The organism is Pseudomonas sp. GW822-FHT03F08 (assembly GCF_058801265.1).
The window spans coordinates 71,223-96,734 of record NZ_JBXANC010000013.1 but is presented as its reverse complement, the minus strand read 5'-3'; the positions used below and the strand labels follow the sequence as shown (position 1 = coordinate 96,734).

General features: G+C 61.6%; 18 protein-coding genes. All 18 read right to left on the bottom strand.

Going from position 1 to position 25,512, the window contains the following annotated elements; translation table 11 throughout:
• Positions 1–60: 60 nt before the first annotated feature.
• Positions 61–1,113, bottom strand: coding sequence for a pseudaminic acid synthase (gene pseI, locus AC1RME_RS26990; RefSeq protein WP_096822192.1), 1,053 nt, complete (start codon positions 1,111–1,113; stop codon positions 61–63).
• Positions 1,110–2,612, bottom strand: coding sequence for a UDP-2,4-diacetamido-2,4,6-trideoxy-beta-L-altropyranose hydrolase (gene pseG / locus AC1RME_RS26985; RefSeq protein ID WP_493091990.1), 1,503 nt, complete (start codon positions 2,610–2,612; stop codon positions 1,110–1,112). Before pseG ends, pseI begins: the two co-directional genes overlap by 4 nt.
• A complete protein-coding gene (gene pseF / locus AC1RME_RS26980) occupies positions 2,609–3,304 on the bottom strand; it encodes a pseudaminic acid cytidylyltransferase (protein ID WP_493091989.1) in 696 nt (231 codons plus the stop codon). The genes pseG and pseF overlap by 4 nt, the downstream gene beginning before the upstream one ends.
• Positions 3,301–3,921, bottom strand: coding sequence for a pseudaminic acid biosynthesis-associated methylase (locus tag AC1RME_RS26975; protein ID WP_273539367.1), 621 nt, complete (start codon positions 3,919–3,921; stop codon positions 3,301–3,303). Before AC1RME_RS26975 ends, pseF begins: the two co-directional genes overlap by 4 nt.
• Before the next feature lie 31 nt (positions 3,922–3,952).
• Positions 3,953–5,110 carry a UDP-4-amino-4,6-dideoxy-N-acetyl-beta-L-altrosamine transaminase gene (gene pseC / locus AC1RME_RS26970; RefSeq protein WP_096822196.1) on the bottom strand — a complete coding sequence of 386 codons (1,158 nt, stop codon included), beginning with the start codon at positions 5,108–5,110 and terminating at the stop codon, positions 3,953–3,955.
• Positions 5,107–6,108 carry a UDP-N-acetylglucosamine 4,6-dehydratase (inverting) gene (gene pseB, locus AC1RME_RS26965; RefSeq protein WP_096822197.1) on the bottom strand — a complete coding sequence of 334 codons (1,002 nt, stop codon included), beginning with the start codon at positions 6,106–6,108 and terminating at the stop codon, positions 5,107–5,109. The genes pseC and pseB overlap by 4 nt, the downstream gene beginning before the upstream one ends.
• Positions 6,109–6,140: 32 nt before the next feature.
• Positions 6,141–9,065, bottom strand: a complete 2,925-nt coding sequence (locus AC1RME_RS26960; RefSeq protein WP_493091987.1) for a glycosyltransferase family 2 protein — start codon at positions 9,063–9,065, stop codon at positions 6,141–6,143.
• A gap of 49 nt (positions 9,066–9,114) precedes the next feature.
• Positions 9,115–9,843: a cephalosporin hydroxylase family protein gene (locus AC1RME_RS26955; RefSeq protein WP_096822199.1), complete on the bottom strand. Its 729-nt coding sequence runs from the start codon at positions 9,841–9,843 to the stop codon at positions 9,115–9,117.
• 29 nt (positions 9,844–9,872) lie between these two features.
• Positions 9,873–10,538, bottom strand: coding sequence for an acetyltransferase (locus AC1RME_RS26950; RefSeq protein ID WP_096822200.1), 666 nt, complete (start codon positions 10,536–10,538; stop codon positions 9,873–9,875).
• A complete protein-coding gene (locus AC1RME_RS26945; RefSeq protein ID WP_096822201.1) occupies positions 10,535–11,656 on the bottom strand; it encodes a DegT/DnrJ/EryC1/StrS family aminotransferase in 1,122 nt (373 codons plus the stop codon). Before AC1RME_RS26945 ends, AC1RME_RS26950 begins: the two co-directional genes overlap by 4 nt.
• On the bottom strand, positions 11,653–12,879 hold the full coding sequence (locus tag AC1RME_RS26940) for a class I SAM-dependent methyltransferase (RefSeq protein ID WP_096822202.1): 1,227 nt from the start codon (positions 12,877–12,879) through the stop codon (positions 11,653–11,655). Before AC1RME_RS26940 ends, AC1RME_RS26945 begins: the two co-directional genes overlap by 4 nt.
• Positions 12,876–13,436: a dTDP-4-dehydrorhamnose 3,5-epimerase gene (gene rfbC, locus AC1RME_RS26935; RefSeq protein ID WP_096822203.1), complete on the bottom strand. Its 561-nt coding sequence runs from the start codon at positions 13,434–13,436 to the stop codon at positions 12,876–12,878. Before rfbC ends, AC1RME_RS26940 begins: the two co-directional genes overlap by 4 nt.
• Positions 13,433–14,515 (bottom strand): CDP-glucose 4,6-dehydratase, encoded by a 1,083-nt coding sequence (rfbG, locus tag AC1RME_RS26930; protein WP_096822204.1) that lies wholly within the window; start codon positions 14,513–14,515, stop codon positions 13,433–13,435. The genes rfbC and rfbG overlap by 4 nt, the downstream gene beginning before the upstream one ends.
• Positions 14,497–15,270, bottom strand: a complete 774-nt coding sequence (gene rfbF / locus AC1RME_RS26925; protein ID WP_096822205.1) for a glucose-1-phosphate cytidylyltransferase — start codon at positions 15,268–15,270, stop codon at positions 14,497–14,499. Before rfbF ends, rfbG begins: the two co-directional genes overlap by 19 nt.
• Positions 15,271–15,524: 254 nt before the next feature.
• Positions 15,525–17,933 (bottom strand): calcium-binding protein, encoded by a 2,409-nt coding sequence (locus AC1RME_RS26920; protein ID WP_176504891.1) that lies wholly within the window; start codon positions 17,931–17,933, stop codon positions 15,525–15,527.
• 234 nt (positions 17,934–18,167) lie between these two features.
• Positions 18,168–21,764, bottom strand: coding sequence for a glycosyltransferase (locus AC1RME_RS26915; protein ID WP_493091986.1), 3,597 nt, complete (start codon positions 21,762–21,764; stop codon positions 18,168–18,170).
• Positions 21,765–21,877: 113 nt separating this feature from the next.
• On the bottom strand, positions 21,878–23,449 hold the full coding sequence (locus AC1RME_RS26910; protein WP_096822207.1) for a flagellar hook-associated protein 3: 1,572 nt from the start codon (positions 23,447–23,449) through the stop codon (positions 21,878–21,880).
• Positions 23,450–23,462: 13 nt separating this feature from the next.
• On the bottom strand, positions 23,463–25,508 hold the full coding sequence (gene flgK / locus AC1RME_RS26905; protein WP_096822208.1) for a flagellar hook-associated protein FlgK: 2,046 nt from the start codon (positions 25,506–25,508) through the stop codon (positions 23,463–23,465).
• Between the last annotated feature and the right edge of the window lie 4 nt (positions 25,509–25,512).

The following is a 25,512-nucleotide window of genomic DNA, read 5'->3' as shown; positions in this document are numbered from 1 at the left end:
GTGAAGATGCGCGTTATGACTCGCAGGTCACGCTATTTTGCCGAATCGGTGCAGATCGGGTTATTCGACCAGTGACCAGTCCAGCGGCGTGCCGCGCTTGATCGGCGCGCGCGCGCGGCGGCCGAGGACGGCGTCGGTGTGCTTGGGCGGCAGACCGAGACCGGGACGAATGGCGCGCACGTTGGCCGCCGTGAAGGGTTCACCGGCCGCCATGTCGGCCGTGACGTACAGCGACCGACGGTAGACCAGAGACTTTTTCTCAGCCTCGGTCACGCCGTAATGCACCTGACCCATAGCCTGCCAGGCGCGCTCGGTTTCCAGCACCAGAGCGGCCATTTCCGCAGGCTCCAGCGAGAAACTGGCGTCCACCCCGCCCGCCGCGCGGTCGAGGGTGAAGTGCTTTTCAACCACCGTCGCACCGAGTGCCACAGCCGCCACCGACACACCAACGCCCATCGAATGATCGGACAGCCCCACCTGACAACCGAACAACTCACGCAGATGCGGGATCGTGCGCACGTTGCTGTTGAGCGGCGTCGCCGGGTAGGTGCTGGTGCACTTGAGCAGCACCAGATCCTTGCACCCGGCTTCACGGGCAGCGCGCACGGTTTCGTCGAGCTCGGCGATGCTGGCCATGCCGGTGGAAATGATCAGCGGCTTGCCGGTCGCCGCAACACGGCGAATCAGTGGCAGATCAGTGTTTTCGAAACTGGCGATCTTGTAGGCCGGCACGTCGAGGCTTTCAAGAAAATCCACGGCGCTGTCATCGAACGGCGTCGAAAACGCCAGCATGCCCAGTTCTTTGGCCCGGGCAAAGATCGGTGCGTGCCATTCCCAGGGCGTGTGGGCCTTTTCGTACAGGTCGTAAAGGGACGTGCCGGCCCACAGGCTGTTCGGATCCTTGATGAAGAATTCGCCTTCCGCCAGATCCAGCGTCATGGTTTCAGCGGTGTAGGTTTGCAGCTTCAAGGCATGGGCCCCGGCCTTGGCCGCCGCCTCGACAATCTGCAAGGCGACGTCCAGCGACTGGTTATGGTTGCCGCTCATTTCGGCAATGATGAACGGCGGTGCGTCGGCACCGATCAGGCGATCGCCAATCTTGAAACTGTTCATGAACGGTGTTCCTTCAAATCCTTGGTGAACGCGCAGGCACTTTGGGTGAACCCGGCGTCACGAAATACATTCAATGAGGCCCGATTGGCCGGCAACACCTGTGCGCTGATCGCGGTCAATTGCGGCCAGTGCGCCGTGACGAACGCCTCGCCCCGCGTGAGCAGCGCCCTGCCCCAGCCGAGACCGAAACGCCCCTCCAGCAGATACAGCGATACCTCAGCTTCAAAGCCGCGCAGATCGTAGCGCAACACACCGACCGGGCCGTCATCGGCCTCGGCGATCAACAACAGCCGTTGAGGATTGCGCAGACTGGCGCTCAACCAGTTCAGATGCTGCGACCACTCGATCGCGCCACTCTTCACCGACCAGCGCTGCACAGCGTCGGCGTTGCGTCCGTCGAACAACACCTGCGCATCGTCCAGCGTCGCGCCCCGCAACGAGAGCACCGCGCCGGCCAGTGCCGCCGCAACCCGCAGCGCGCCGCGCCCGTCGACCAGTTGCCGCGAACGTTCGGCCAGGCTCTGGCGCAGATAAAAGTTGCCCACGACAAAGCCGACGGCATCGCGCAGCTGTTCAACGCTGACCTGCTCCCGTGCGCCCATGAACACATGCGCCCCGGCCGCGGCCATCACCTCGCCGTTGGCCTGCTGGTTGTTCGACACCGCGATGCAGATCGTCGGCAGGCCCATGGCCGCGCGCTCCCAACTGGTGCCACCGCCAGCGCCGATGAACAGGTCGGCTTCGGTCATGCGCCGATGAAAATCGCTGACGAAACTGTGCAGGCGCCAGTTCGGCCGGCTTGCGGCCAGTGCCTGCATCTCTGCCCATGCCGGGTTGTCGGCACCGGCGACGAAGTCCACTTCAAGCCCGGAAAAATCCGCCAGCGCCAGCATCGCGTGATGGGTCTGGCGGGCAGCGTCGAAACCGCCGAAGTTCACCAGCACCCGTCGCGCCACGGGTTTGATCTCGATAACCGGGCCGCTGAACTCTTCGCGCAACATGGCAAAGCGCGGACCAAGCAGCGTTCGGCAACCTGCCGGCAGCAGCGGCTGATAGTTTTCGCTGAGACCGGAGAGGTTCTGATTGAGCAACAGGTCCACGCTGTAACGGCGAGTTGCCAGATCGTCAACGGCGGCGATCCGTGGCGCAAAGCGACGGGCTGCGGTCTGCCAGTGATGATCGAGGCCGTAGTGGTCGGCGATGACCCAGTCGAATTCCGCCTGACCTTCCAGCTGCGTCTCCAGTGCATCGATATCCGCCTGCCACGGCAGCATCGATTCGATGGCCTGTTCCGGGTCCTCGTCGGTGTATCGATCCGGCAAGGCGAACGTCTCGAAGCCTTCGCCCTGCAACGCATCGAGCCGATGGCCCGGCAAGCGACGACAGGCAAACGCGACGTGACTGCCCTGGGCGCGCAACACCCGCGCCAGCGTCAGGCAACGGGCGATATGGCCGCTGCCGATGGTCGGCGAAGCATCGGCGCGGATCAGTACTCTCATTGCAGCTCTCCGCCAGCCTTGAGTGCAGCGTAGAGGTATTCGGCGCGTTTCCAGTCTTCAGCGGTGTCGATGTCCTGCACCAGATGCCGGGGCAGGATCACCGGCAGACTGACCGGCGAATACAGAATCTCGCCACGCAGCCAGGCCTCGCTGCGCCCCCAGTAGAACTGGCCGGCATCCTGAAAGGCAGCCGGCAGATCCTGCGAACGGGTATTGCGAAACTCGGGGTACAACGCCGTCAGCGCGCCCTGCCCGTCGAGGGTCAAGGCACGCTGCACCGGAAAGCCGAAATCGGTGACCGAAAAAGCAAAGGACTTGTCGGGATGCTGCTCCAGTAACTCAAGCCCCTGGCGCAGAAACCGCGCCTGCAACAACGGCGCCGTGGCGTACACGCAGCAGGCGTAATCAAAGCGCGGCAGTTGCTGCAAGGCATGCACAATTACCGCTGCGGTGCCGGTGAAATCATCGGCCAGCTCCGCCGGACGCAAGAACGGCACCTGCGCACCATGGGCCTGCGCCAGTTCGGCGATCTCTTCGTCATCGGTGCTGACCACCACCTGGTCGAACAACCCCGAATCCAGCGCCGTGCGAATCGAACGGGCAATCATCGGCACACCGTCGAACGGTTTGAGGTTCTTGCGCGGAATGCGTTTGCTTCCGCCGCGGGCCGGGATGATTGCGACGTTGCTCAAGGGCGTTTTTCCAGCAGGAACCAGGTGACGTCATCCAGCGGAAATTGTGGATCGCGGTGATAACCGAAGCCGTAATCCAGCAGTTGCAGATCGGGATAGCGATCGAGCATTTCCCCGGCGAAATCGCGCTTGAACAACTTGCCGCTGTTGCCGCGATAGGACACTTCCACCGGCGACGGATTGTAGTACTCGGCGATCAGGATGTAGCGCTGGCTCAACTCGTACAACTGCGCATAGGCGGTCGGCAACAGCTCCGGGGCCAGATGAATCAGCACGCCTTTGCTGAGCGTCAGGTCGTAGCGGCGCTCGCGGGGGAAATCGAACAGCGAGCCGTGCCAGATGTTCGCAATCTCCAGCGCACGCGCCTGGGCACAGGCACTGGCATTGATCTCGACGCCGAACAACTCACAGCGCGGCAACAGCTGACGCAGCGCCTGCAAGTTGTTGCCGGCGTTGGTGCCCAGCTCCAGCAGGCTGTCGATCCGTCCGGCCCGGGTCAGCGCTTTGGCGAACAACGCCAGATTGGCCGCCACCAGCGGTTGCCCGACATTGCGGTCGACGTACTGGTTGCCGAACTCGCCCTGCCAGAATTGTTCCTGCTCGCTCAGATCACGCATTGCCGTTTTCCATCCACCGCCGCAGCGGCACTCATTCAGTCAACCGACGCAATTGCTCGACCACGTAATCCTGCTGCTGATCGCTCAGCAACGGAAACAGCGGCAGGCTGATCGCTTCGGCGTAATAACGCTCGGCCTCGGGAAAGTCTCCCTCGGCGAAACCCAGTTCACGATAGTACGGCTGCAGATGCACCGGAATGTAGTGCAGGTTCACGCCGATGCCGGCCGCACGCAAGCCTTCGAACACCTGACGGTGGCTGAGGTTGATGCGCTCGGTCTGCAAGCGCACCACGTACAGGTGCCAGGCCGATTCGGCGTCCGGCTGGATGCTCGGCACGGTGACCGGCAAATACGCCAGCAAGCGCTCGTATCGCGCGGCCAGTTCCCGGCGACGGGCGATGAATTCGTCCAGCTTGCTCAGCTGTGACAAGCCCAGCGCAGCTTGCAGATCGGTGATCCGATAATTGAAACCCAGCTCGACCTGTTGGTAATACCACGGCCCGTGACTGGGCTCGGTCATCTGCTGTGGATCGCGGGTCATGCCGTGGCTGCGCAGGCGTTGCAGACGCTCGGCCAGTTCCGGGCGATTGGTCAGCACCATGCCGCCTTCGCCGCTGGTGATGATCTTCACCGGGTGGAAGCTGAACACGGTCATCGCCGCGAATTCACCGCAACCCACCGGGCGCCCGGCGTAGCTAGCGCCGACGGCGTGAGAAGCGTCTTCGATCACGGTGAAGTTGTAGCGTTCGGCCAGTTCGGCGATTCGCCGCATGTCACAGCTCTGCCCGGAAAACGCCACCGCCACCAGCACTTTGGGCAAGCTGCCGTCGCGCTCGGCGGCTTCGAGTTTGCCGGCCAGCACCTCGGCATCGAGGTTCCAGGTCAGCGGATCGATGTCCACGAAGTCAACGTCGGCGCCGCAGTAACGGCCGCAGTTGGCCGACGCCAGAAAGGTGTTCGGCGTGGTCCACAAGCGGTCGCCCGCTCCCAGCCCCGCCGCCAGGCAGGCAATGTGCAGCGCTGCCGTGGCGTTGCACACCGCGACCGCGAAATCGGCCTGGCAACGCTCGGCCATTGCCTGTTCGAAGCGCTCGATGGTCGGCCCCTGGGTCAACCAGTCGGACTGCAACACCTCGACGACCGCGTCGATGTCCGTCTGGTCGAGGCTTTGCCGACCGTAGGGAATCATACCGACAGCTTCGCGTGCAGGTCGGCGATCTGCCCCACCGAGAGGAAATGCGGGTTGGTGTCGGAGCGGTATTCGAAATCTTCACCGACCGGCACACCACGCTCGCCGAGTTTGTCCTCGGCGAAATCCACATCGACGCTGGTGAAACGAATCGACGGCTGGATGGTGTAGTGATCGGCGAACTCCAGGGTCATCCGCGCATCGTCCAACGGCACCATCAGTTCGTGCAGCTTCTCGCCCGGACGGATGCCGACGTTCTTGTGCGGCAGATGCTCGGCCATGCCGCGAGCCAGATCGACCACACGGATCGACGGGATCTTCGGCACAAACACTTCACCACCGTGCATCCGCGCAAAGCTGTCGAGCACGAACTGTACGCCGTGATCGAGGGTGATCCAGAAACGGGTCATGCGCTCGTCGGTGATCGGCAGCTCTGTCGCGCCATCGGCAATCAGCTTGCTGAAAAACGGCACCACTGACCCGCGCGAGCCCGCCACGTTGCCGTAGCGAACCACGGCAAAACGCGTCTGTTGCTCACCGGCAATGTTGTTGGCGGCGACGAACAATTTGTCCGACAGCAACTTGGTGGCGCCGTACAGGTTGATCGGGCTAGCCGCCTTGTCGGTGGACAGCGCGACGACTTTCTTCACGCCGTTATCAATGGCGGCGGCGATGATGTTCTCCGCGCCATTGACGTTGGTGCGAATGCACTCGGTCGGGTTGTATTCCGCCGCCGGCACCTGTTTCAACGCCGCGGCGTGCACCACGTAATCGATGCCGCGCATGGCCTGGCGCAGACGCTCGGCGTCGCGCACGTCACCGAGGAAGTAACGCATGCACGGCGCGTTGAACGTCTGCTGCATCTCGTACTGTTTGAGTTCATCCCGGGAGAACACCACCACCCGCTTGGGCTGGTATTGCTCGAGCAGGCGCGCAATGAACTTGCGCCCGAACGAGCCGGTGCCACCGGAGATGAAAATCGATTTACCGTTGAACATGTCTAGAGTCCTGTTTCCTGTGCCTCAAGGCGTCAGCCGAGCCACTGCGCCCAGTTCACCGCAGCACGCTCGTTCAGAGCAAAGTCTTTGCCGTTCAGGATCAGGTTCGGGTTGCCGGCCGGGTCCTGAGCGAAGACGGAGGACCATTTTTCAGCCAGTGCTTCCAGCGCCTGTGGCGCTTGTGGCAACTGCCCGCCATGAAGCACCTGTACCAGCGGCGTCCACACGGTGAGGTAACCGGCCTGACCGGCCTTGAGGCACAGGTCGACATCGCTGAAACCGTCGCCGAAGCTTTCGGTGTCCAGGCCGCCCAGGGCGTCGAACAACTCTTTGTTCACCATCAGGCACACGCCCGATACGGCCGAGTAGTTCTGATCAACCTGCAGACGGTGCATGTAACCTTCGGCGTCGTGCTTCTCGCCAATGAAGGCCGAACCGACGGTGCCTTCCTTGCCGAGAATCAGACCGGCCTGGGAAATTTTCCCGTCGCGATCGACCAGTTTCGGCCCGACGATACCGACTTCAGGACGCTGGGCATGGTTGAGCAAGGACTCGATCCAGTTCGGGTTGACCACCTCACTGTCGGCCGCCATCAGCACCAGGTATTCACCCTGTGCCTCTTGGCTGGCAGCGTTGCACAGGGCCGCATCGCCAAGCGGCTGATCGGCGTGCAGAACGCGGACCTTGGCGTGGTTCAGGGTGCCCAGCCAGTCGTTGACGGCCGCCGACTGATTCGGTCGGGCTGCGAGCAACACTTCATAGCGGGTGTAGCGGGTTCTCAGCAGCACACCGTCCAGGCAGCGTTGCAGGGCCGGCAGATCATCGCTGGCCGGCAGGATGATCGACACCAGTGGCTGTTCGGCATGGCGATAATCGATCTGATAGGTGCCCGGTTCCTTCGAGGTGATCTTGGCCTTGTAGCCACGATTGCCCAGGTGACGCAGCAGGGCCTGACGCTCGTCGGCGTTTTCTTCCAGGACCGAACTGCGAGTGATCAGCAGCGGCTCGTCGAGGTGCGCCAGACCGCCCAGGCCACCCTGTTCGATGATGCGCAGCAGCAGATCGAATTCCAGCGCCTTGCTGAAGTCCGCCTGATAACCGCCCGCCTCGATCAGCACCTCGCGACGGATCAGCCAGTGCCGCGCCATCAGCGCCGGCAGGCTTTGCAGCAGGTCGAGGTTGAAGCCCGGACGGAACACATCCACCAGGGCGCCTTCGGCGTTGCGCTGGATTTCATCGGTGGCCACCGCGCGGCAACCTTTGGCCGACGCCAGTTCCAGACCGGCGCGCAGCAGACCGCCAGCGGTGAACTCGTCGCCCGCTTCGGCCAGCAGCAGCCAGTCGCACGGCGACTGACGAACACTCTGGTTCAGCTTGTCGACGAAGTTGGCGGACGAGACCCGCACAAAGTGCAGGGTGTTCTGCGCGGTGGTCGCCGCCGGCGGTTCGCCCGTGGTGAACACCACCACTTTGAACGCCTTGCTGTGACCTTCGAGCAAGCTGTCCAGGGTGACCTGCAACTTGTCGATGTCGTTATCCAGGTCGAGCAGGAAAATGCCGAACTGCGGACCTCCGCCATTGGCTGCCAGATCGCGGGCAATCGCCCCGGCCTGTTCGTCATCGGGCTGACGCGCATCGAGCCATTTGAGCAACCGGCCGGTGCGCATTTTGCTGAATGTCGCCTGATTGCCTTCCAGCGATGCCGCTTCCAGACGCGCATTCCACTCACGCAGTTTTTCGGCGTCCTCGTCTTCACCCAGCAGTTGCAACTGCGCCACCAGACGCTTGATCACGGTGCGGTTGAACACGTTGCTGTCGTGGGCTTGCCACAAACGGTCCACCACGCTTTCCGGCGTGTCGTTGTTGCGGGCCAGCATCAGGTTCTCCTGACGGGCCCAGATGCCCTCCAGCCCTTGCAACTGAATGCGCCCGGCCGGCATGGCGTGCAACAGAAACTCGAAGTGGGTCAGTTGATCGAAAAACGCCTGATTGTAGAACGGCATTTCGACGTACTGTTTCGGGCCGAAGCGGCGCTGCGGGCCGGCCTCGATGTTGGTCCATGCCGATTCCAGAATCAGCTCGGCGGTCAGTGCGCGACCGGTACGCAGGCTGTCGGCCAGCGCTTCGAAACTCTTCAGGACAAAGGCTTTGCCTTGCTCCGGGCTTTCATGCCGGACTTGCGTCGGCAGGCCGGCCAGAAACTCGGCAAAGGCCTCGCGCTCGGCGACGGACTTGGCGTCGGTGTACGCCAGCGAGTGGAAAATCTCGGTGCTGTGGTCGGAGTGCTGATAGTTGATTTCACGCACAACGTAAGGGATCGGCAGAATCCGTGCCTTGCCCCGCGCCAGCATGTAGTACGTGTGACCGACTTCCTGCCACTGGAAGATCGTGTCTTCGGGCATCGCCTTGTACCAGTCGCGCATGATGTCGGAGCGCTGCACCGCGTAGAACGGTGGCAGGTACTGGTACATGTAATCCACCAGGCGATCCTGGGCCAGGTCGGCCGAGTAGTCCTCGCAGACTTTCTTGTCACGACGGTAGTAGCTGACGCCGTTGGCCAGTGCCAGGTACATCATGCTGTAGCCGTGGCACATGCTGTAATCGGGGTTGGCGTCCATGAAGGCAACGGCTTCGTGCAAGGCATCGTGCACCAGGAAGTCATCGTCGGCGGCGAACACCATGTAAGGGGTCTGCAACTGCTCGATACCGTAGGCCAGTTTGGCGCGAATGCCCCAATAGCCGAACTGCGGCAGGTGCTGATAATCCACGTTGGCAAATTGCCCGGCCACACCCGGCAATGCCTCGGCGGACGAGTCCAGCACCAGAATCCTGCACGGCAGGGTGCTGTAGAAACGCACGGCCCTGCGCAGAAACGCCGGGCGTTCGTGAGATATCAGCACAACGGTCAACTGTTCGTTGAGTGCCAAACCGTGTCCAGAACTGTTCTTGCCTTGCATATATTCCCCACAAGCGGCGAGTCGCCGAAAACTCTACGTTGTTTGTCGATTAACGTACGCGGCGCAGATAACCATCCGGCGCGACTGTGATCAGCAACTTGCTGTGTATGGCCTGATCGATTTCGAAATCACGGTTCTCTTCCAGGTACGCCCACACGGCGGTTTTCGGGTTGTCACCCTTGCCCCACGGACGATCCGGGAACGCGTCTTCCGGCATGTCTTCGACCACGGTGTCCATGACCACGCAGTAGCTGCCCACCGAAACCATCGGTGCGTACAGGCGCAGCTCTTCGAGGACGTGCTCGTGGGTGTGGTTGGAGTCCAGCACCACCAGCACTTTCTTGCCCTGCACACGTTCACGCACCTGGTCGACAATCGCGGTGTCGATGCTCGAACCCTGGATCATGCTAATCCGCTTGAACATCGGGTGCGACTCGATGGCTTCGCGGTTGTGCTGGCGGATATCGATGTCGACACCCAGCACTTCGCCGTGGCCGATCAGTTCCAGGATCGAGGCGTAGAACACCAGCGAACCGCCGTGGGCAATACCGGTTTCAACGATCACGTCCGGACGCAGGTTCCAGATGATTTCCTGCATGGCGACCATGTCCTGCGGGAACTGAATGATCGGCCGGCCCATCCAGCTGAAGTTGTAGGTGTATTTGTGTTTGGCAGTGGTGGCGACCCAGTCCAGGGACTCGGTTTGCAGTGCCTTGTCTTCCTGCAGGCCTTCGATGTTGGCTTTTACTTCTTCGCGAAACTGCTCATGTGGATTCATTGCAACTCTCCAAAAATTCGGGAAACGGCTTACTTGAACACCTTGGCGTCCGGGTAAGGCACCGTGTTGTTCTTGATGATCCTGGCGGGATTGCCCACCACGACCGAAAAATCCGGGACATCTTTCGTCACCACGGCACCGGCGCCGATGGTCACCCAGCGACCGATGCGCAGGCGCGGCAGGATCGTGGCGTTGGTACCGATGAAGGTGCCGTCACCGATCTCCACGCAGCCGGCGATACAGACGCCGGGCGCCATGAACACCGAGTGGCCGATCCGTCCCTCATGCCCCACGACACTGCCGGCACTGATGCTGGTGTTGTCGCCGAGTTCGACCTCGGCCTGCATCAACACGCCTTCCTGCAGGTAACTGCCCTGCCCCATGCGAATCATGCTCAGGTCGATGCCGGGATGGATGAACTGACCCAATCGCGCACCGGCCTCCACCAACTGGCAGGTGGTTTCGTAGCGTAAACGGGTACTGCCGGTGATCAGGTTGACGAAGCGCACGTCCGGCCCATTGAGCTCGGCCACCCGCTCCGAACCGCCGACCACCGGCACGCCATAAAACAGCGTGCCGTGCTTGCGCGGATCGTTGTCGAGAAACGCAAACTCGATGTTCGGCGTACTGCGCTTGACGGCCTGCAGCATGCGCACCGCTTCCGGGTTGGCGGCGCCCAACAGATACATCTTCACGGTGCTTTCCTGCTGGCCAGCAAGTCGAGCACCACTTGCACCACGCGCTGCTGATCGGCGTCAGTCATTTCGTGATAACTCGGCAGGTTGAAGGCACGCTCGGGCAACGCGAACGCCAGCGGGGTGTCGACCACGTATTCGCTGAACATCGGCAGCGACGACAGCGGCCAGAAAAACACCCGGGCGTCGATATCCGCCGCCTGGAAAGCCGCAATCAACTGATCACGATGGATGCCGGTGTCGGCATCGAACACCACGGTCGGCATCCAGTAACCATTGCGCCCATGGGCCGGTTCCGGATTGAGCGATACGCCCGGCACACCTTCAAGCGCCTGCGCATAGTTGGCGAAAATCGCCCGCTTGCGCTCGATCAACTCTTCGATGCGTTCAACCTGAGCGCAGCCAACCGCCGCCTGCAGGTTGCTCATCTTGTATTTGAAGCCGACGAATTCCGGCCAGAACTGCTTGGTGCTTCCCGCGACCCGGCCATGGTTGGACAGGGTCAGCACGCGCTCGTACAAGGCCTTGTCCGAGGTGACGAACATGCCGCCTTCGCCGGTGGTCATGGTCTTGGTGCCGTGGAACGAAAAGGCGCCGAAGGCACCGAGCGAACCCGCTGCCTTGCCACGCCATTGCGAGCCGATGGCTTCGGCCGCGTCCTCGATCACGGGAATGCCGAACTCCTTGCCGATGGCCAGCAAGGCATCCATGTCGCAAAGATTGCCGTAGAGGTGAACTGCCAAAATGGCTTTGGTGCGCGGGCTGATCGCGTTTCTGACCTGTTGCGGATCCAGACACCAGCTATCGGCCAGCACATCGACAAAGACCGGGGTCGCCCCCAGGTAAGTGATCGGCGCTGCCGAAGCGATCCAGTTGGTATTGGCCAGGATCACTTCATCGCCGGCGCCAACACCCAATGCCGCCATGCCCATGTGCAAGGCCCCGGTGCAACTGGAGGTGGCGATTGCATAGGTCGCACCCAGATGCTCGGCGAAGCCGTGCTCGAAGCGGGTCAGGTATTCGTAGCAACGCGCGCCCCAGCCGTTCTGCACGGCATCCAGGGCATATTGCGCTTCGAGTTCGCCGACGCTCGGTTTGGTGTAGTGGATTCTGCTCATTGAATGCTCAACTCCGGAACGGCGACGACAAAGCGTGCACCCCATGTTTTGGCTTCGGCCAGTTGTTGCGTCACTTCGCTCAACAGGTTCCAGGGCAGAACCAGAATGTAGTCCGGCCGCTCTTGCGCAATGCGCTCGGGTGCCACGATCGGAATGCGGCTACCCGGCAGGAACTTACCCTGCTTGTGCGGGTTGGCATCGGCGACCCACGCCAACAGATCCGCTCTCACGCCGGCGTAGTTGAGCAAGGTGTTGCCCTTGGCGGCAGCGCCGTAGCCGACCACACGTTTGCCATCGGCCTTGGCCTGTAACAGGAAGCGCAGCAGCTGGTGCTTGATGTTTTCGGCGGCCGGCGCCAGCGTCGCGTAGTACCCGGCGGTTTTCACGCCAGCGTCGAGTTCGGCCTGCAACTGTTGCTGAACCGCCGGTTGCACGGCACGGCGTTCGCCATCCTTGCGCTGCACGAACACCCGCAACGATCCGCCATGGGTGGTCAGCTGGCTGACGTCGAACACTTCCAGACCGTTGCGCTCGCACAGTGTTTTAACGGCGGTCAGGGACAGGTAGGAATAGTGTTCGTGGTACAGCGTGTCGAACTGCGCGCCCGCCATCAGCGTCAGCAGTTGCGGGAATTCGAACGTGGCAACTCCGGTCGGCTTCAGTAGCGCGGCGAAACCACCAAGGAAGTCGTTGATGTCCGGCACGTGGGCCAGCACGTTGTTGGCGGCCATCAGGTCGGCGCCCCAGCCTTCGCTTTTCAACTGGGCGGCGGTGTCGCGACCGAAGAACAGTTCACGAATCTCCAGGCCTTTTTCCCGCGCTGCCTGCGCGGTGCTGCGAGTCGGCTCGACGCCCAGGCACTGGATACCGCGACCGGCTACGTACTGCAGCAGGTAACCGTCGTTGGCGGCGACTTCCACCACGCGGCTGTCAGCCGTCAGGCCAAAGCGCTCGACCATCTCGGCTACATAACGCTCGGCGTGGGCCAGCCAAGTGCTGGAGAACGAACTGAAGTAGGCGTACTCGGCATCGAACAGGCTGTCGGCGCTGGTGTAATCCTCGGTCTGGACCAACCAGCATTGCTGGCACACGGCGACCTTCAAGGGCACCCATTGTTCGGCCTGTTCCAGCCGATCGGCGTGCACGTAGGCGTTGGACGGTGGCGAGGTGCCGAGGTCGATCAGCGGCAGACTCAGCGGTGCGGCGCACCCACGGCAGTTCATAGACGCACTCCAGCAAAGTGTTGATCGAGCGCGGGATGGCTGGAATCACGCGCTGACAAATTATTGACAGGCAACGGCCAGGCAATCGCCAGCCGTGGATCGTTCACCGACAGGCCGGCCTCGTGCTCCGGCGCGTAATCGGCGCTGTGCAGGTAAAGCAACTCGGCATCCTCGGTGAGGGTCTGGAAGCCATGGGCGAAGCCGGCCGGAATCAACAGGCTGCGACCGTCGCCGGCCTTCAGGTGCTCGGCGTGCCAGTGCAGGAAGGTTTCGGAGTCCGGACGCAGATCCACCGCCACGTCCCACACTTCACCACGCAAGCAGGTGATCAACTTGGCTTCCGGCGCGTTGGCGTTCTGGTAATGCAGACCGCGCACACTGCCCTTTTCGCGAGTGCAGGAGTGGTTGATCTGGCGGATGTGAAACTCGGCGCCGAACGCACTCAGGCTACCCTCGCAGAACAGCCGGGCGAAGTGCCCGCGCTGATCTTCGAAGCGTTTGTGCTGGACGCTGAACAACCCGGCCAGCGGCAACTGTTTCAAGGAAAACTCGCTCACAGCGCGCCCCGGTACAGGTTCAGTTGACCGAGAGTGACGGTGCGCATGTCGTCGCCGTTCTGCCACGCCAGGTGCCAGTCGAGGGTCTGGGTCAGGCATTGCTGCAGCGACCAGCGCGGTTGCCAGCCAAGGACCTGACGGGCGCGGCTGCTGTCCAGACGCAGCAGACCGGCTTCGTGCAGTTCGCTCGGTTCGATGCGCAGACCACGGGCCTGTGGCCAGCGATTGGCGAGCAGTTCGACCACTTCGCCGACGCTGCACATGTCCGTTTCGCCCGGGCCGAAGTTCCACGCCCCGGCGTATTCCGGGCCTTCCTCATAGAGCCCGGCGGCCAGTTGCAGGTAGCCGGCCAGCGGCTCCAGCGCGTGTTGCCATGGGCGCACGGCTTGCGGGTAACGCAGGGTCACCGGCTCGTCGGCCGACCAGGCTTTCAGTACGTCGGGAATCAGGCGCTCAGGGGCGAAGTCGCCGCCGCCCAATACATTGCCGGCGCGCGCGGTGGCCAGGGCCAGACCGTGTTCGGCGTACTTGTCGGCCGGGAAGAACGACGCGGCATAAGACTGCGCCAACAACTCGCAGCAAGCCTTGCTGCTGCTGTAAGGGTCGTGTCCACCGAGGGCTTCGTCCTCGCGGTAGGGCCACAGCCATTCCTTGTTGGCGTAAACCTTGTCGGTGGTCACCAGCACACAGGCCCGCACACAACCGACCTGACGAATCGCTTCGAGCAGGTTCAGGGTGCCCATGACGTTGCTGGAATACGTGCCGAGCGGATCGCGATAACCTTCGCGCACCAGCGGCTGGGCCGCCAGGTGCAGGACGATCTCAGGCTCGGTGTCGGCGATGATCTCGAGCAAGGCGCCGAGGTCACGCAGGTCGCCACGCTGGTCGTTGATGCCTTCGTGCACCCGCGCCAGTTCGAACAGGCTCGGCTCGGTCGACGGGTCGAGGGAAAAACCGCTGACTTGCGCGCCGAGGCTTTGCAGCCACAGGGTCAGCCAGCTGCCCTTGAAACCGGTGTGACCGGTGACCAGAACCCGCTTGCCGCGCCAGAATTCCGGACTCAGTCCCATTGCTTCCATGGGGCCTCCCCGGTCTGCCACAGCGCTTCGAGGTGATTCTTGTCGCGCAGGGTATCCATCGGTTGCCAGAAACCGTCGTGCTGATAAGCCATCAGCTCGCCACGCTCGGCCAGGCCATCCAGCGGACCGGACTCCCACGACGTCTCGTCGCCTTCGATCAGCGGCAGGACTTTCGGCGACAACACAAAGAATCCGCCATTGATCCAGCCACCGTCGCCACGGGGTTTTTCAGTGAACCCCAGTACGCGATCGCCTTCACGGTTCAGCGCGCCGTAACGTCCCGGCGGCTGTACGGCGGTGACGGTCGCCAACTTGCCGTGGGTCAGGTGGAAATCCACCAACGAGCTGATGTTCAGGTCCGAGACACCGTCGCCATAGGTGAAGCAGAAGGCTTTTTCGTTTTCCAGATAGCGTGCGGCGCGGCGCAGACGGCCACCGGTCATGGTTTCCTCACCGGTGTCGATCAGCGTCACGCGCCACGGCTCGCTGTAGTTCTGGTGAACGTCCATGCGGTTTTCACGCATGTCGAACGTCACGTCGGAGGTGTGCAGGAAGTAGTTGGCGAAGAAGTCCTTGATCGCGTAGCCCTTGTAGCCAAGGCAAATCACGAAGTCATGAATTCCGTGTGCGGAATACTGTTTCATGATGTGCCAGAGAATTGGCTTGCCGCCGATTTCGATCATCGGTTTGGGCTTGAGGTGCGACTCTTCACTGATGCGAGTGCCCAGGCCACCCGCCAAAATAACTGCCTTCATGGTCTCCCCTCTCGTTCGTCACAGGGCTGCGCGCGGCTTTATGAGCTTTGCGGCCTTCTGGCTAAACCTTTCTGCCGGTCCGGGCGCAGGTGCAATGACCGCGAGCGCTCGTTTTATGGCGATTTGAGGGGGACTTGCAGGAAACGCGCCAGCTCCGCCGACGCTGCGTCGATGGGGACACGGGCATGAAAAAAGGGATGAGTCCGTTGCCGGACCCATCCCTTTCATCGAGCGGTTTCAGTGAATCGACCGGATCAACCGAACAGGGCAAACCCGTCGGCAGCGGCTGGCAGGCTGTAGGCCTGGCCGTCCGCGGTCTGGATGTGCTCGATGTTGTTGAAGCCCGCATACCAGCCTGCCAGTTTCACACCACTGGTCGGCGCACCGATGCTGCCGTCATTGGCGCTGTGCAAATAGGCGTCGTCGCCGATACGGGTCACGTTCAACTGGCTGGCATTGGCAATGGTGTTCAGGATCAGGGTGTCGTTCAGGCTGGTGCCGCCGTCCTGAATCACCACCAGACCGGAGGTGTTCACCACGTAAGTGTCATCACCTTCACCGCCATTGGCGAAACCACCGGAGGCCTGCTGGCCGGCCAGATTGAGAATCAACCGGTCGTCACCCTCGCCACCGAACAACGAGTAGGCGCTGCCCTTGCCGGTCAATACGTCGTCGCCGATACCGCCGATGGCGCTGCCGTTGAACACTGTCACGGTGTCATTGCCGTCCTCACCGAATGCATTGGTACCCAGATCGTTTTCGGCACTGACAATCACATCGTCGCCCAACCCGCCATACAACTGATCGGCCTGCGCATTATCGGCCACACCTTCGAGGCTGAACGGTCCGATGTCGGACACCAGGCCGCCGTAGATAACGTCGTTGCCGTCACCGCCATTGATCAGATCGCTGCCGCGCCCGCCTTCCAGGTAGTTGTCCGCTTCGTTGCCGGTCAAGGTGTCGTCGAAATGGCTGCCCATCACGCCTTCGACATTGGTCAGCGTATCGCCCTGCGCATCACCACCCAGGTTGATGCCGGTCTGCAGATTAATCTCTACCGCCGAGGCGCTGGTGAGGTACCAGACATTATCGATGCCATCGCGGCCATCGATTGCATCACCGCCACCACCACCGATGAACGTTTCGTTGCCGGCCGAACCGATGAAGTCATCAAAATACTGACTGCCCTCGATCAATTCGATGCTGGTGTATTCAGGCATCGGGTCCCAGGGCTTGTAGGCGGCACCGCTCAGGTCGATCGCCATCGGCATGGTGGCGTATTTGAAACTGAGCAGATCCTGCCCTTGCCCGCCATCCAGGCCGAAATACCAGGGCATGCCGGTCGCGTAAAAGGTGTCGTTGAAGTCACTGCCACGGATGATCTCGATGTTCTGGAACGTGTCGCCGTCAGCGATCCCCGAAAACTCCCGGGTTGCCCAGTTCAGCGTCATGGCCACCGTGCTGTCGCCGTAGCTGAGCACATCGATACCGTCGCCACCGTCGAAGGAGTCACCCTTGGCACCGCCAAACAGCACGTCGTTGCCACTGCCGCCGACGATCGTGTTCCAGGTGTCATTGCCGTAGCCGGTGAAGTCGCCGGTCCCGGTGTACGTGAGGTTTTCAACGAACGGATCCAGGTGCATCACAGACAGCGTGGTGTACACCTGATCGGTGCCGCCCATGAAACCCTCGACTTCTTCGATGGTCACACCGGTGCTGTTGATGATGTACACATCGTTCCAATCGCCACCGGCCAGGGTCACGCCACCGATGTTGGCGGTGAACTGATCCGCATTGTTGGTGCCAATGATCTTTTCGACATTGCGAAAGGTGTCGCCCACTGCATTGATACCACTGCCGATCTCGATGGTGACCGGCCCCGCGGTCTGGAAATAGCTCACCGTGTCGTAGCCATCGGAACCGTCAATGATCATCGACCCTTCGGAGCGATAGATCAGATCATCGAACTTCGAACCTTCAATGGCTTCGATACCGGTGAAGGTATCTCCGTAGGCAATGGTCAACCAGTCATAGTTGCTCCAGTCCCCGACTCTCACCCCTTCGAGACTGTCGCTGTAGCTGACGGTATCGAAACCTTCACCACCCACGAAGTGATCCGCACCGTCGCCGCCCCACAGCCAGTCGTTGCCGGCACCGCCGATGATTTCGTTGTCGGTGTCACTGCCGTAGGCCTTGAAATCACCTGTACCGGTGAAGGTCAGTTTCTCGATGAAGGGGTCCATCTTGATGGTGTTGAGACTGGTGCGAAGTTCGTCGTAACCGCCGTAGCTTTCTTCGATGATGGTCACGCCTTCGCTGCCGACGATGTACACATCGTCACCCCAGCTACCGTCCAGCGTCACACCGGCAACGTTGCCGGTGAAGGTGTCGTTGAAAGATGTACCGATGACTTTCTCGACATTGAGCAAGGTATCGCGCTTGCCCTCGGCGCCGGTGACAGTCCACGCGTCATTGCCGATCTCGACATTGACTGCCGAAGACAGCACGCGATAGTCCGCCGTATCAAACCCCTCGCCCCCATCCAGCACGTCCGATCCGCCACTGCCGATCAACTGGTCATCCGACTCCAGTCCATAGAGTTCGTCATTACCATCGGTGCCCATCAGGTAATCCACATCACTCGTTCCATTTACTACTGACATTTGCTTCTTCCTTGCGTTGTTGTTGAGGCTGGAAACCTGCAATCCCAGGCACCGCTCGCCCCCTCTGCGTCAATCGTCCGAGACCGGCTATCAAGGGGTATCGACAGAGGATTGTGGCGGCTTGAGGTGCCGGGCAAAAAAAGTATCCGAGTTGATACAAATACGAATTTCGAGGTGAAAAAAAGGCGACTGCAAAAGTCGCCTGTTTTTTTGGGGGTAGCGTCCGTGGACCGGTCAGTCCGCCAGCCAGCCGTTTTCCCAGTAACGCAGGTTGTCGCCGCGCAAGACGTAGTCGCGCAACACGACCTCGCGCAACTCGTCGCCCATGCGGTAGCTGGCGTCCGGATCGGCCAGGTGCATGCGGATCGCCTGCAGCCACTCATCCGTGGTGTTGGTCTTGATCCGGGTGCACGGCAGGTAACCGCGATAGGCCTCGGTGTCGGTGCAGATCACCGGGTAGCCACAGGCGCCGTACTCCAACAGACGCAGGTTGCTCTTGCAGTCGTTGAAGATGTGGAACTCCAGCGGTGCCAGCGCCAGATCCAGATTGAGGCTGGCCAGTTTCGCCGGGTACACATCGAGGCCGATCACGCCGTGGAACTCATGCATGTACGGCCGCAGATCGTCCGGGCACATGCCGAAAAACACCCAGTCGACTTCATTGGCCAATTCGCGCACCACATCGGCGATCACCGCCAGGTCACCGTGGTGGCTGGTGCCACCGCCCCAGCCGACCCGAGGTTTTTTCGAGGTACGGCGCTGGCTGCGCAAATCGCTCCACATGTTTTTGGCCAGCATGTTCGGGACCACGCGGATGTCGCTGTGCATGCTCGACAGTGCGTTACCCAACGGCGCCGTGGACACCACGACCCGGTCACACATGCCGATCGCACGCCGGACCAGTTTTTCCATCTCGTCCTTGTTCGGCATGTTGCGGATGTGCGCATTGCGATGGGGAACGTCGATCACGTAGTCATCGAGCTCGTAGATCCGCCGGGCACTCGAGTACTTCTGCAAGCTTGGAATTTCGTTGATCGGTGCTTCGGCATAACGCCCCTGCAGAATGATCACGTCAGGGGACTGGCGCTCGACTTCGATGATGGTCGGCAGGTTGTAATGAATCCGTCCCAGTGCCCTGCCCGCCGCTTCCAGCTCGATCAGGGGCTGAGTCACACGGTAGTGACCGATCGCCGATGCGTTGACCGGCAATGCGAGAATCTTGGGCAATTGCGGCTGCGAAAACGGACTCCAGCCGGTACGCAGGCCAGGATCGAGACTGAAGCTCGAGCCCCCCAGGCCGTTCAGCGACAGGTTGGCGTTGTAGGCCGGATCCCGTGCGACGACCGGCAGCCAGCGCTTGTAGAAAGTTTCCTGCTCCTGGCCAAGCGCTGCTTCTTCGCCTTCCTTCGGGGCTTGCGCCGGTTGCGCGCCCAACGCCAGCTGCGCGTAAGGCGTCCATACCACCAGGTAACCTTCCTGGCCAACACGCAGGCACAGATCCACTTCGTTGAGCGACTGCGCCAGCGCCTGCTCATCGAGCCCGTTGACCGAATCGAACACAGCCTTGCGCACCATCAGGCAATCACTGCCGACGGCACTCAGGTCGTGAGCGACCAATAGCCGGTACATGTAACCCGTCGCCTGCAACGACTCGCCGTAAAACGGTACGCCGGCCGGCCCTTGCAGGCCGAGGATCAGACCGGCATGCAAGACCCGCCCGTCCGGGTTGAACAGTTTGGCCCCCACCACACCGACTTCGGGGCGCTGGGCGTGATTGAGCATTTCCGCCAGCCAGTCGCCATGGGTGATCACGGCGTAAGGGTTGAGCAGCAGGACGTATTCGCCCCGCGCCTGGCTCACCGCGAGATTGCGCACGGCGGCCATGTTGTCTTGCTGCGGGCAATCGAGGACACGAATCCGCTCGCTGCCCAATTGCGCCATGCCGTCAAACCAGGTCTGCGCCTCGACGCCCTGGCTGCCGTTGTCGACCAGCAGCAACTCGTACTCGGCGTAGGCGGTCTTCTCCAGCAGGCTCTCGACACAGCGCTGCACGGCGGCCGTCTGATCCTTGCTGACAATGACGATCGACACCAACGGTTGCCGGCCATGGTGGTAGTCCACGCGGTTCAGCAGCGCCGAGGCGCCGTTGCGGATTTCATGGGCAATGCCCAGACGATCAAGGTGCGCCGAGATCAACTGCGAATTGCCGTCAGCCATTTGCGGTTCCGACAACCACTTGGCGAGGTCGAATGCCGACTCCAGCAGCACTTCGGAAATATGGCCAATGACCTGCGTGCCGTCGTTCTCGACCATGCGCCACAACACATCGTGGGGCGCCAGCTCGCCAAACGCGGAATCGAAACCGCCGAGTGCCAGGAATCGCTCGCGCTCGAACGCCAGGGCCCGGCCCACATAGGGGTAGCTGCGCATCAGGTCCAGGTTGAAGTCCGGCTTGAACACCGGCTCGGTGGACTCGCCCTCGCTCAAACCACCTTCATCGCTGTAAAGGCAGGTAACGGTTCGCGAGAGCGCAATGCGCTCGGCCATCACCAGCAGCGCCGGCACCACCAGACGATCACCGGCACGCAGCAGGTAGAACCAGTCGGCACCTTCCAGCTGCGGCAAGAGTTCGTTGATCTGCTGTTGCCAGTCCTCCTGCAACGGCATGCGCAAGACGCGCTCTTCGAGCTGCGTCTCGGTGCAGGAGGCGGACAACACAAGGGTCAACTCGGGCAGGTATTCCTGTGCCTCGAGCGATTGCAGGGTGAGATCCAGCGCCGAGCGACTGCCCTGCTCGTCAATGATCAGCGGCACGATTTTCGGTACGCGCGGCCATGCCGCGAGCGTGTCCGGCAGCAGTTCGCGCTGGCCTTCGGTCAGGTTGCGGCATGCCAGCCACTGCGCATACAACTCGGCAAAACTGACACTGGAAACACCGACATGCCAATCCTGGGTGGTCTGTTTGGTGCCCAGCGTCCGGCTCAGCGGCAACTCTTCCCAGACCCGTGGCGCTTCCTGCGCCTTGGTGATCGGCACATAACGCACCCAGCCCGGCGCCGGGGCCGATTCGCCACTGCGCGCCTTGAGCATCTGCGACAACCACTGGCGTTCGGTGTACGCAGCATCGCGCATTGCCTGTTGGCCACTCAAGCGCTCGGCGTACAGGCGCTCGACGCTCAGGACGTGATTCGAAACCACCAGGTTGCCGCGACGCAACAGGCAGACGTACAACGCAAAATCCAGGGTCGCGACAAAGCAGGTTTCGGGAGTGGTCAAGGCCGGGAGAAGCTCCAGGACATCGGCCCGGCGAAACAGTGCATTGCTGAAACCGCCGAGAATGTTGACCGGGAAGTTCTCGAAAATCGCCAGCAGGTCATCCCCCTTGAACAGTCCGCACACCGGCGACAACGGGGTATTTTCCAGGCGTGAAGGCAACGGGCGGTCATCGGCATCCCAGAACAGACGCTGGGCGAGTACCAGATTGACGTCCTGCTGATCGATGAGCACCTGCGCCTGGCGCTCGATGCACGTGCCGAACAATTGGTCGTCATCACACAGAAACTTGATGAACTCGCCCTGCGCCTGCTCAAGGCACGCATGCAGATTGCCGACCAGCCCGAGCGTGCGCGCATTGCGCACGTAGCGCACGGCCACGCCGGAACTCTCGATCACCGAGGCGACGGTGGTTTCAATCTCGTTGCCGCGACTGTCGTCGCAGACAATGACTTCAAGATTGCCATAGCCCTGGCTCACCGCACTGAGCAATGCCCGTTCGAAGAAACGTGGATTGAAGGCAGGAATGACCAGGCTGACGAGAGGAAGTGAATTCACGGCGGGCTCACAGGCGGTGCGAGCCCGCTCAGAAAAGCGAGCCCTTGAAACCGCTAAAGACATTGACTATTGAAGGGACAGGGCAGAACGGGCGCCAGCGCGCCCGGCTACCGTCAGATCTTGTTGAACAGACCCAGCTGGCTGATTTTGCTGAATGCCAGTTGCGAGGCCTGCAGCATGGTCTGCTGCAAGGTCAGGCGGGTCATCACTTCGGCAGGATCCGAATCACGGATCGAACCCTGAGTGGTGGTATTCGCCTGAGTCAGGCTCTGGTTGGTGGTGTTCTGGTCATCCAGCGACTGTCCGCGGGCACCGATCGAAGTCACCGCCGAACCAATCTGATTGGCCGCGCTGTCGATGTTGCCCAGCGCCGACTCCATGGCACCCTGGAATTTCTGCTTGGCCACCGGATTCCCGTCGATCGGCGCATTCAGCGCCGTGACCATCTGGCCCAGGGTGTCGAGCACGTTCTGGGTCTGGTGGTTGTTGGACTGGATCGAGAACTGATCGCCCGCACCCGGCGTCCCGCCGAACGTGAAGGTCACACCCGCGGCCGTGGCGTTGGCGCCGACCATGGTGCCCGACGACACTGGCTTGCTGTCAGCTGTCACTGGCGCTGCATACAGGTCGAAATTGGTGGCGCTGGTGAACTTCAGGATCGCACCGCCGCCCGACGGGAATGCCGCGTCGTAGGCCGCCTGGTTGGTCACGCCGGAGCCGGTGATGACCGCCGTCGACGCATTGCCCGCGCTGCGCGAGGTGGTGAACGAGTCAGGCGTGGCCGCCAGCTGAAAGCTGTGGCCGGCAATGACCGCATCCGGGTTGGTGTCACCAGGCTTGAGGTTGATGTTCAACTTCAGATCGACGCCACGGAAGCTGACGGTCTGGTTGGCGCCGTTGCTGTTGGTGATCGCGCCGTTCTGGCTGGCTTCGGTCGTCACGTCGTTGCCCAGGGCATCGGTGATTTTCAACTGAGTGCTGCTGATGAAATCCACGGTGTACGGCTGACCGGCCGCGAACTTGGCGTTGTACGTCGCGGCGGTGCCAACGATACCGTTGGTCAGCACCACGCGGCCATCATCGGGGGTTGGCGCGGTCATGCTGGTCGTGGTGCGGCTGGTGTTGATGGTCTGCTGGAACGCATCCCAGCCAGTGGTATTGGAGGCCACCGAAAGACCGTCGCCAATGCCCAGGTTGATCTGGGTCTGGTCACCATTGTAGGTGTAAGTGCCATCGGCATTTTGCGAGTACGGCGCGGTATCGGTCTTGGAACCGGAAAACAGGTAATTGCCGTTGGCGTCCTTGGAGTTCATCAGGCCCAGCACTTGTTGCTGGATCTGGCTCAACTCGGCGGCGTAGGCCTTGCGGTCAGTATCAGTGGCGATGCCGTTGTTGGCGGCCAGGCCGATTTCCTTGGCGCGCTGCAAGGCCGTGGTGATGGAGTTCAACGTGGACTCCTGCACGGTCAGCGCACTCTTGGTGGTATCGATGTTGCCCTGATACTGCTCGAGCATCGAGGCCTGCTGACCCAGCTTGAGCAGACGCCCGGCGCCGATCGGATCGTCGGCAGCGGTGTTGATGCGCTGCAGGCTGCTCGCCTCGTTGGCGGTCGCGACAGTCTTGCTGTAGTTGCGCTGATATTGAGCAGCTTGTGTCGCGTAATACTGGGCGGTGGAAATGCGCATGAATTACGGCTCCTTAAAGACTGTTGATCAGCGTTGCGAAGGTTTCCTGCGCAGCCTTGATGATTTGCGAAGAGGCGGTGTAGTACTGCTGATACTTGACCAGGTTGCCGGTTTCTTCGTCCAGGTTGACCTGGGACAGCGAATCGCGCGCACCCTGGGCCTGATCCAGAATCACCGTGGTGGCGGCGCTGTCGGACTTGCTCTGAGCAGCCTTGGTACCGACGTTGGTCACCAGCTTGTTGTAGGCGTCAGTCAGGCTGATGCCCTTGCTCGCCGTGCCGGTATCCACGGTCTGTTTGGTCTGCAAGCCAACCAGCGCCTGCGCGTTGCGGTTGTCCGAAGAAGCCGCGCCGGTCAGGTTGATCGTGAAGGTTTCGCCTGGCTTCGGCGTCGCGCCCACGGTGGTCTGCACGGTAAAGGTTTTCTGCACGTTCGGCGTGACCGAGGTATCCATCACCGGAGCACCGGTGGAGTCGACCATGCCGATCTTGAGGTTCAGGGTGTTGGCCTGCCCCGGCACGATGGTGCCGGAACCGATGGTGTTGCCCTTGGCATCGACCATGTTGTACGACTGGCTGCCGCTGGCGACCGCACCCATGACCAGTTTGACCGGCGTCGAGTACTTGAGCGCATTCTGCAGCTCGGCCTGGGAGGCCGGGTTGGTGATGTCGAGGGTGTCGATCAGCGTCGGCTGCGTGTAGGTGCCGGAATTGTTGGCACTGGCCACACCGGTCAACGGTGCTGCCGCCGCGATTTTCTTCGGATCGGTGAGCACGGTCTGGATGGTGCTGCCGGCGTTACGGGTCGGGGTCACCTTGAAGGTGTCGCCGGCGCTCAACGCACCGCCATTGAGGGCCAGGGTGAAGCCGTCGATCACTGGCGGTGGCGTGGTCGTGGTGCTGAACGAACCCATGTCGGTACCGTCCGAGCGCTTGACCGAGTAGTTGGTCGCGCTGGTGAAGGTGACCTGGTAGTCGCTGGTGGTCAGCTTGCCGGTGTCCTTGATGGTGACATCAAGGTTGCCGGAACCTGCACTGTTGGTCGACTGGGCAATGCTGCGCTGGCTGATCAGTGCGGCACTGTTGATGTCGTTGAAAATGGCCGCGCCGAAGTCACCGTTCTTGTCGATGCCCTGGGCTTGCTGGCGATTCATCTGGTCGGCAATGACCAGTGCTACACGGCCCAGCTCGTTGAGCGAAGGATTGAGCACTTCATTGCGATAGGTCAGCAGACCACCGATTTCACCGCCGCTCATCACCGAGGTGATGTCGAGGGTGCTTGAGCCGCGATCCATCTGGATGCCCATGCGCGACGGGTCGTCCTTGCTCGGCACGGTGCTCAGGGTGTTGGTGGTGTTGCCGATGACCAGTGGCTGACCGCTGCCGACGTAGACGTCGAAACTGCTGCCGCGCTCGACGACTTGCGCACCGGTCAACTCGGAGAGCTGACGCACGGCTTCGTTACGGCTGTCGAGCAGATCGTTCGGCTGGCCGCCGCTGGTGGAAACCTCACCGATCTTCTGGTTCAGGTTGGCAATCGCGGTGGCCAGCTTGTTCACCTGGGACGTCATGTCCGACAGGTTGCCGTTGATCGTGGTGTTCTGATCGTTCAGCTGTTTGGCCAGCGCGTTGAAGCGGCTGGTCAGGGCCTGCGCACCGGTCAGTACCGACTGACGGGAAGTGTCGTCGGTCGCCGAGGTCGCTACACCCTGCATCGAGGTGAAGAATTTCTGCAGCACACCGGTCAGACCCGTGTTGGTGTCGGACAGCGAGGCGTCCAGCGCGGTCGCCTGGGCACCGTACGCGGCCGCTTCGCTGTTGAGCGAGGTGGCGGTGTGCAGTTGTGTTTCGAGGTAAGAGTTGTACACCCGGCGCACGTCGGCCAGGGTCGTGCCCGTGCCGATGAAGACGTTGCCGAACTGCTGCGAGGACTTGGTGCCCTGCACGGTTTGCTGGCGTGAATAACCGGCGGTGTCGACGTTGGCAATGTTGTTACCTGTCACAGCCAGAGAGGACGAACTCGCGGCCAACCCCGACATCCCGATATTGAGCAAACTCATGATT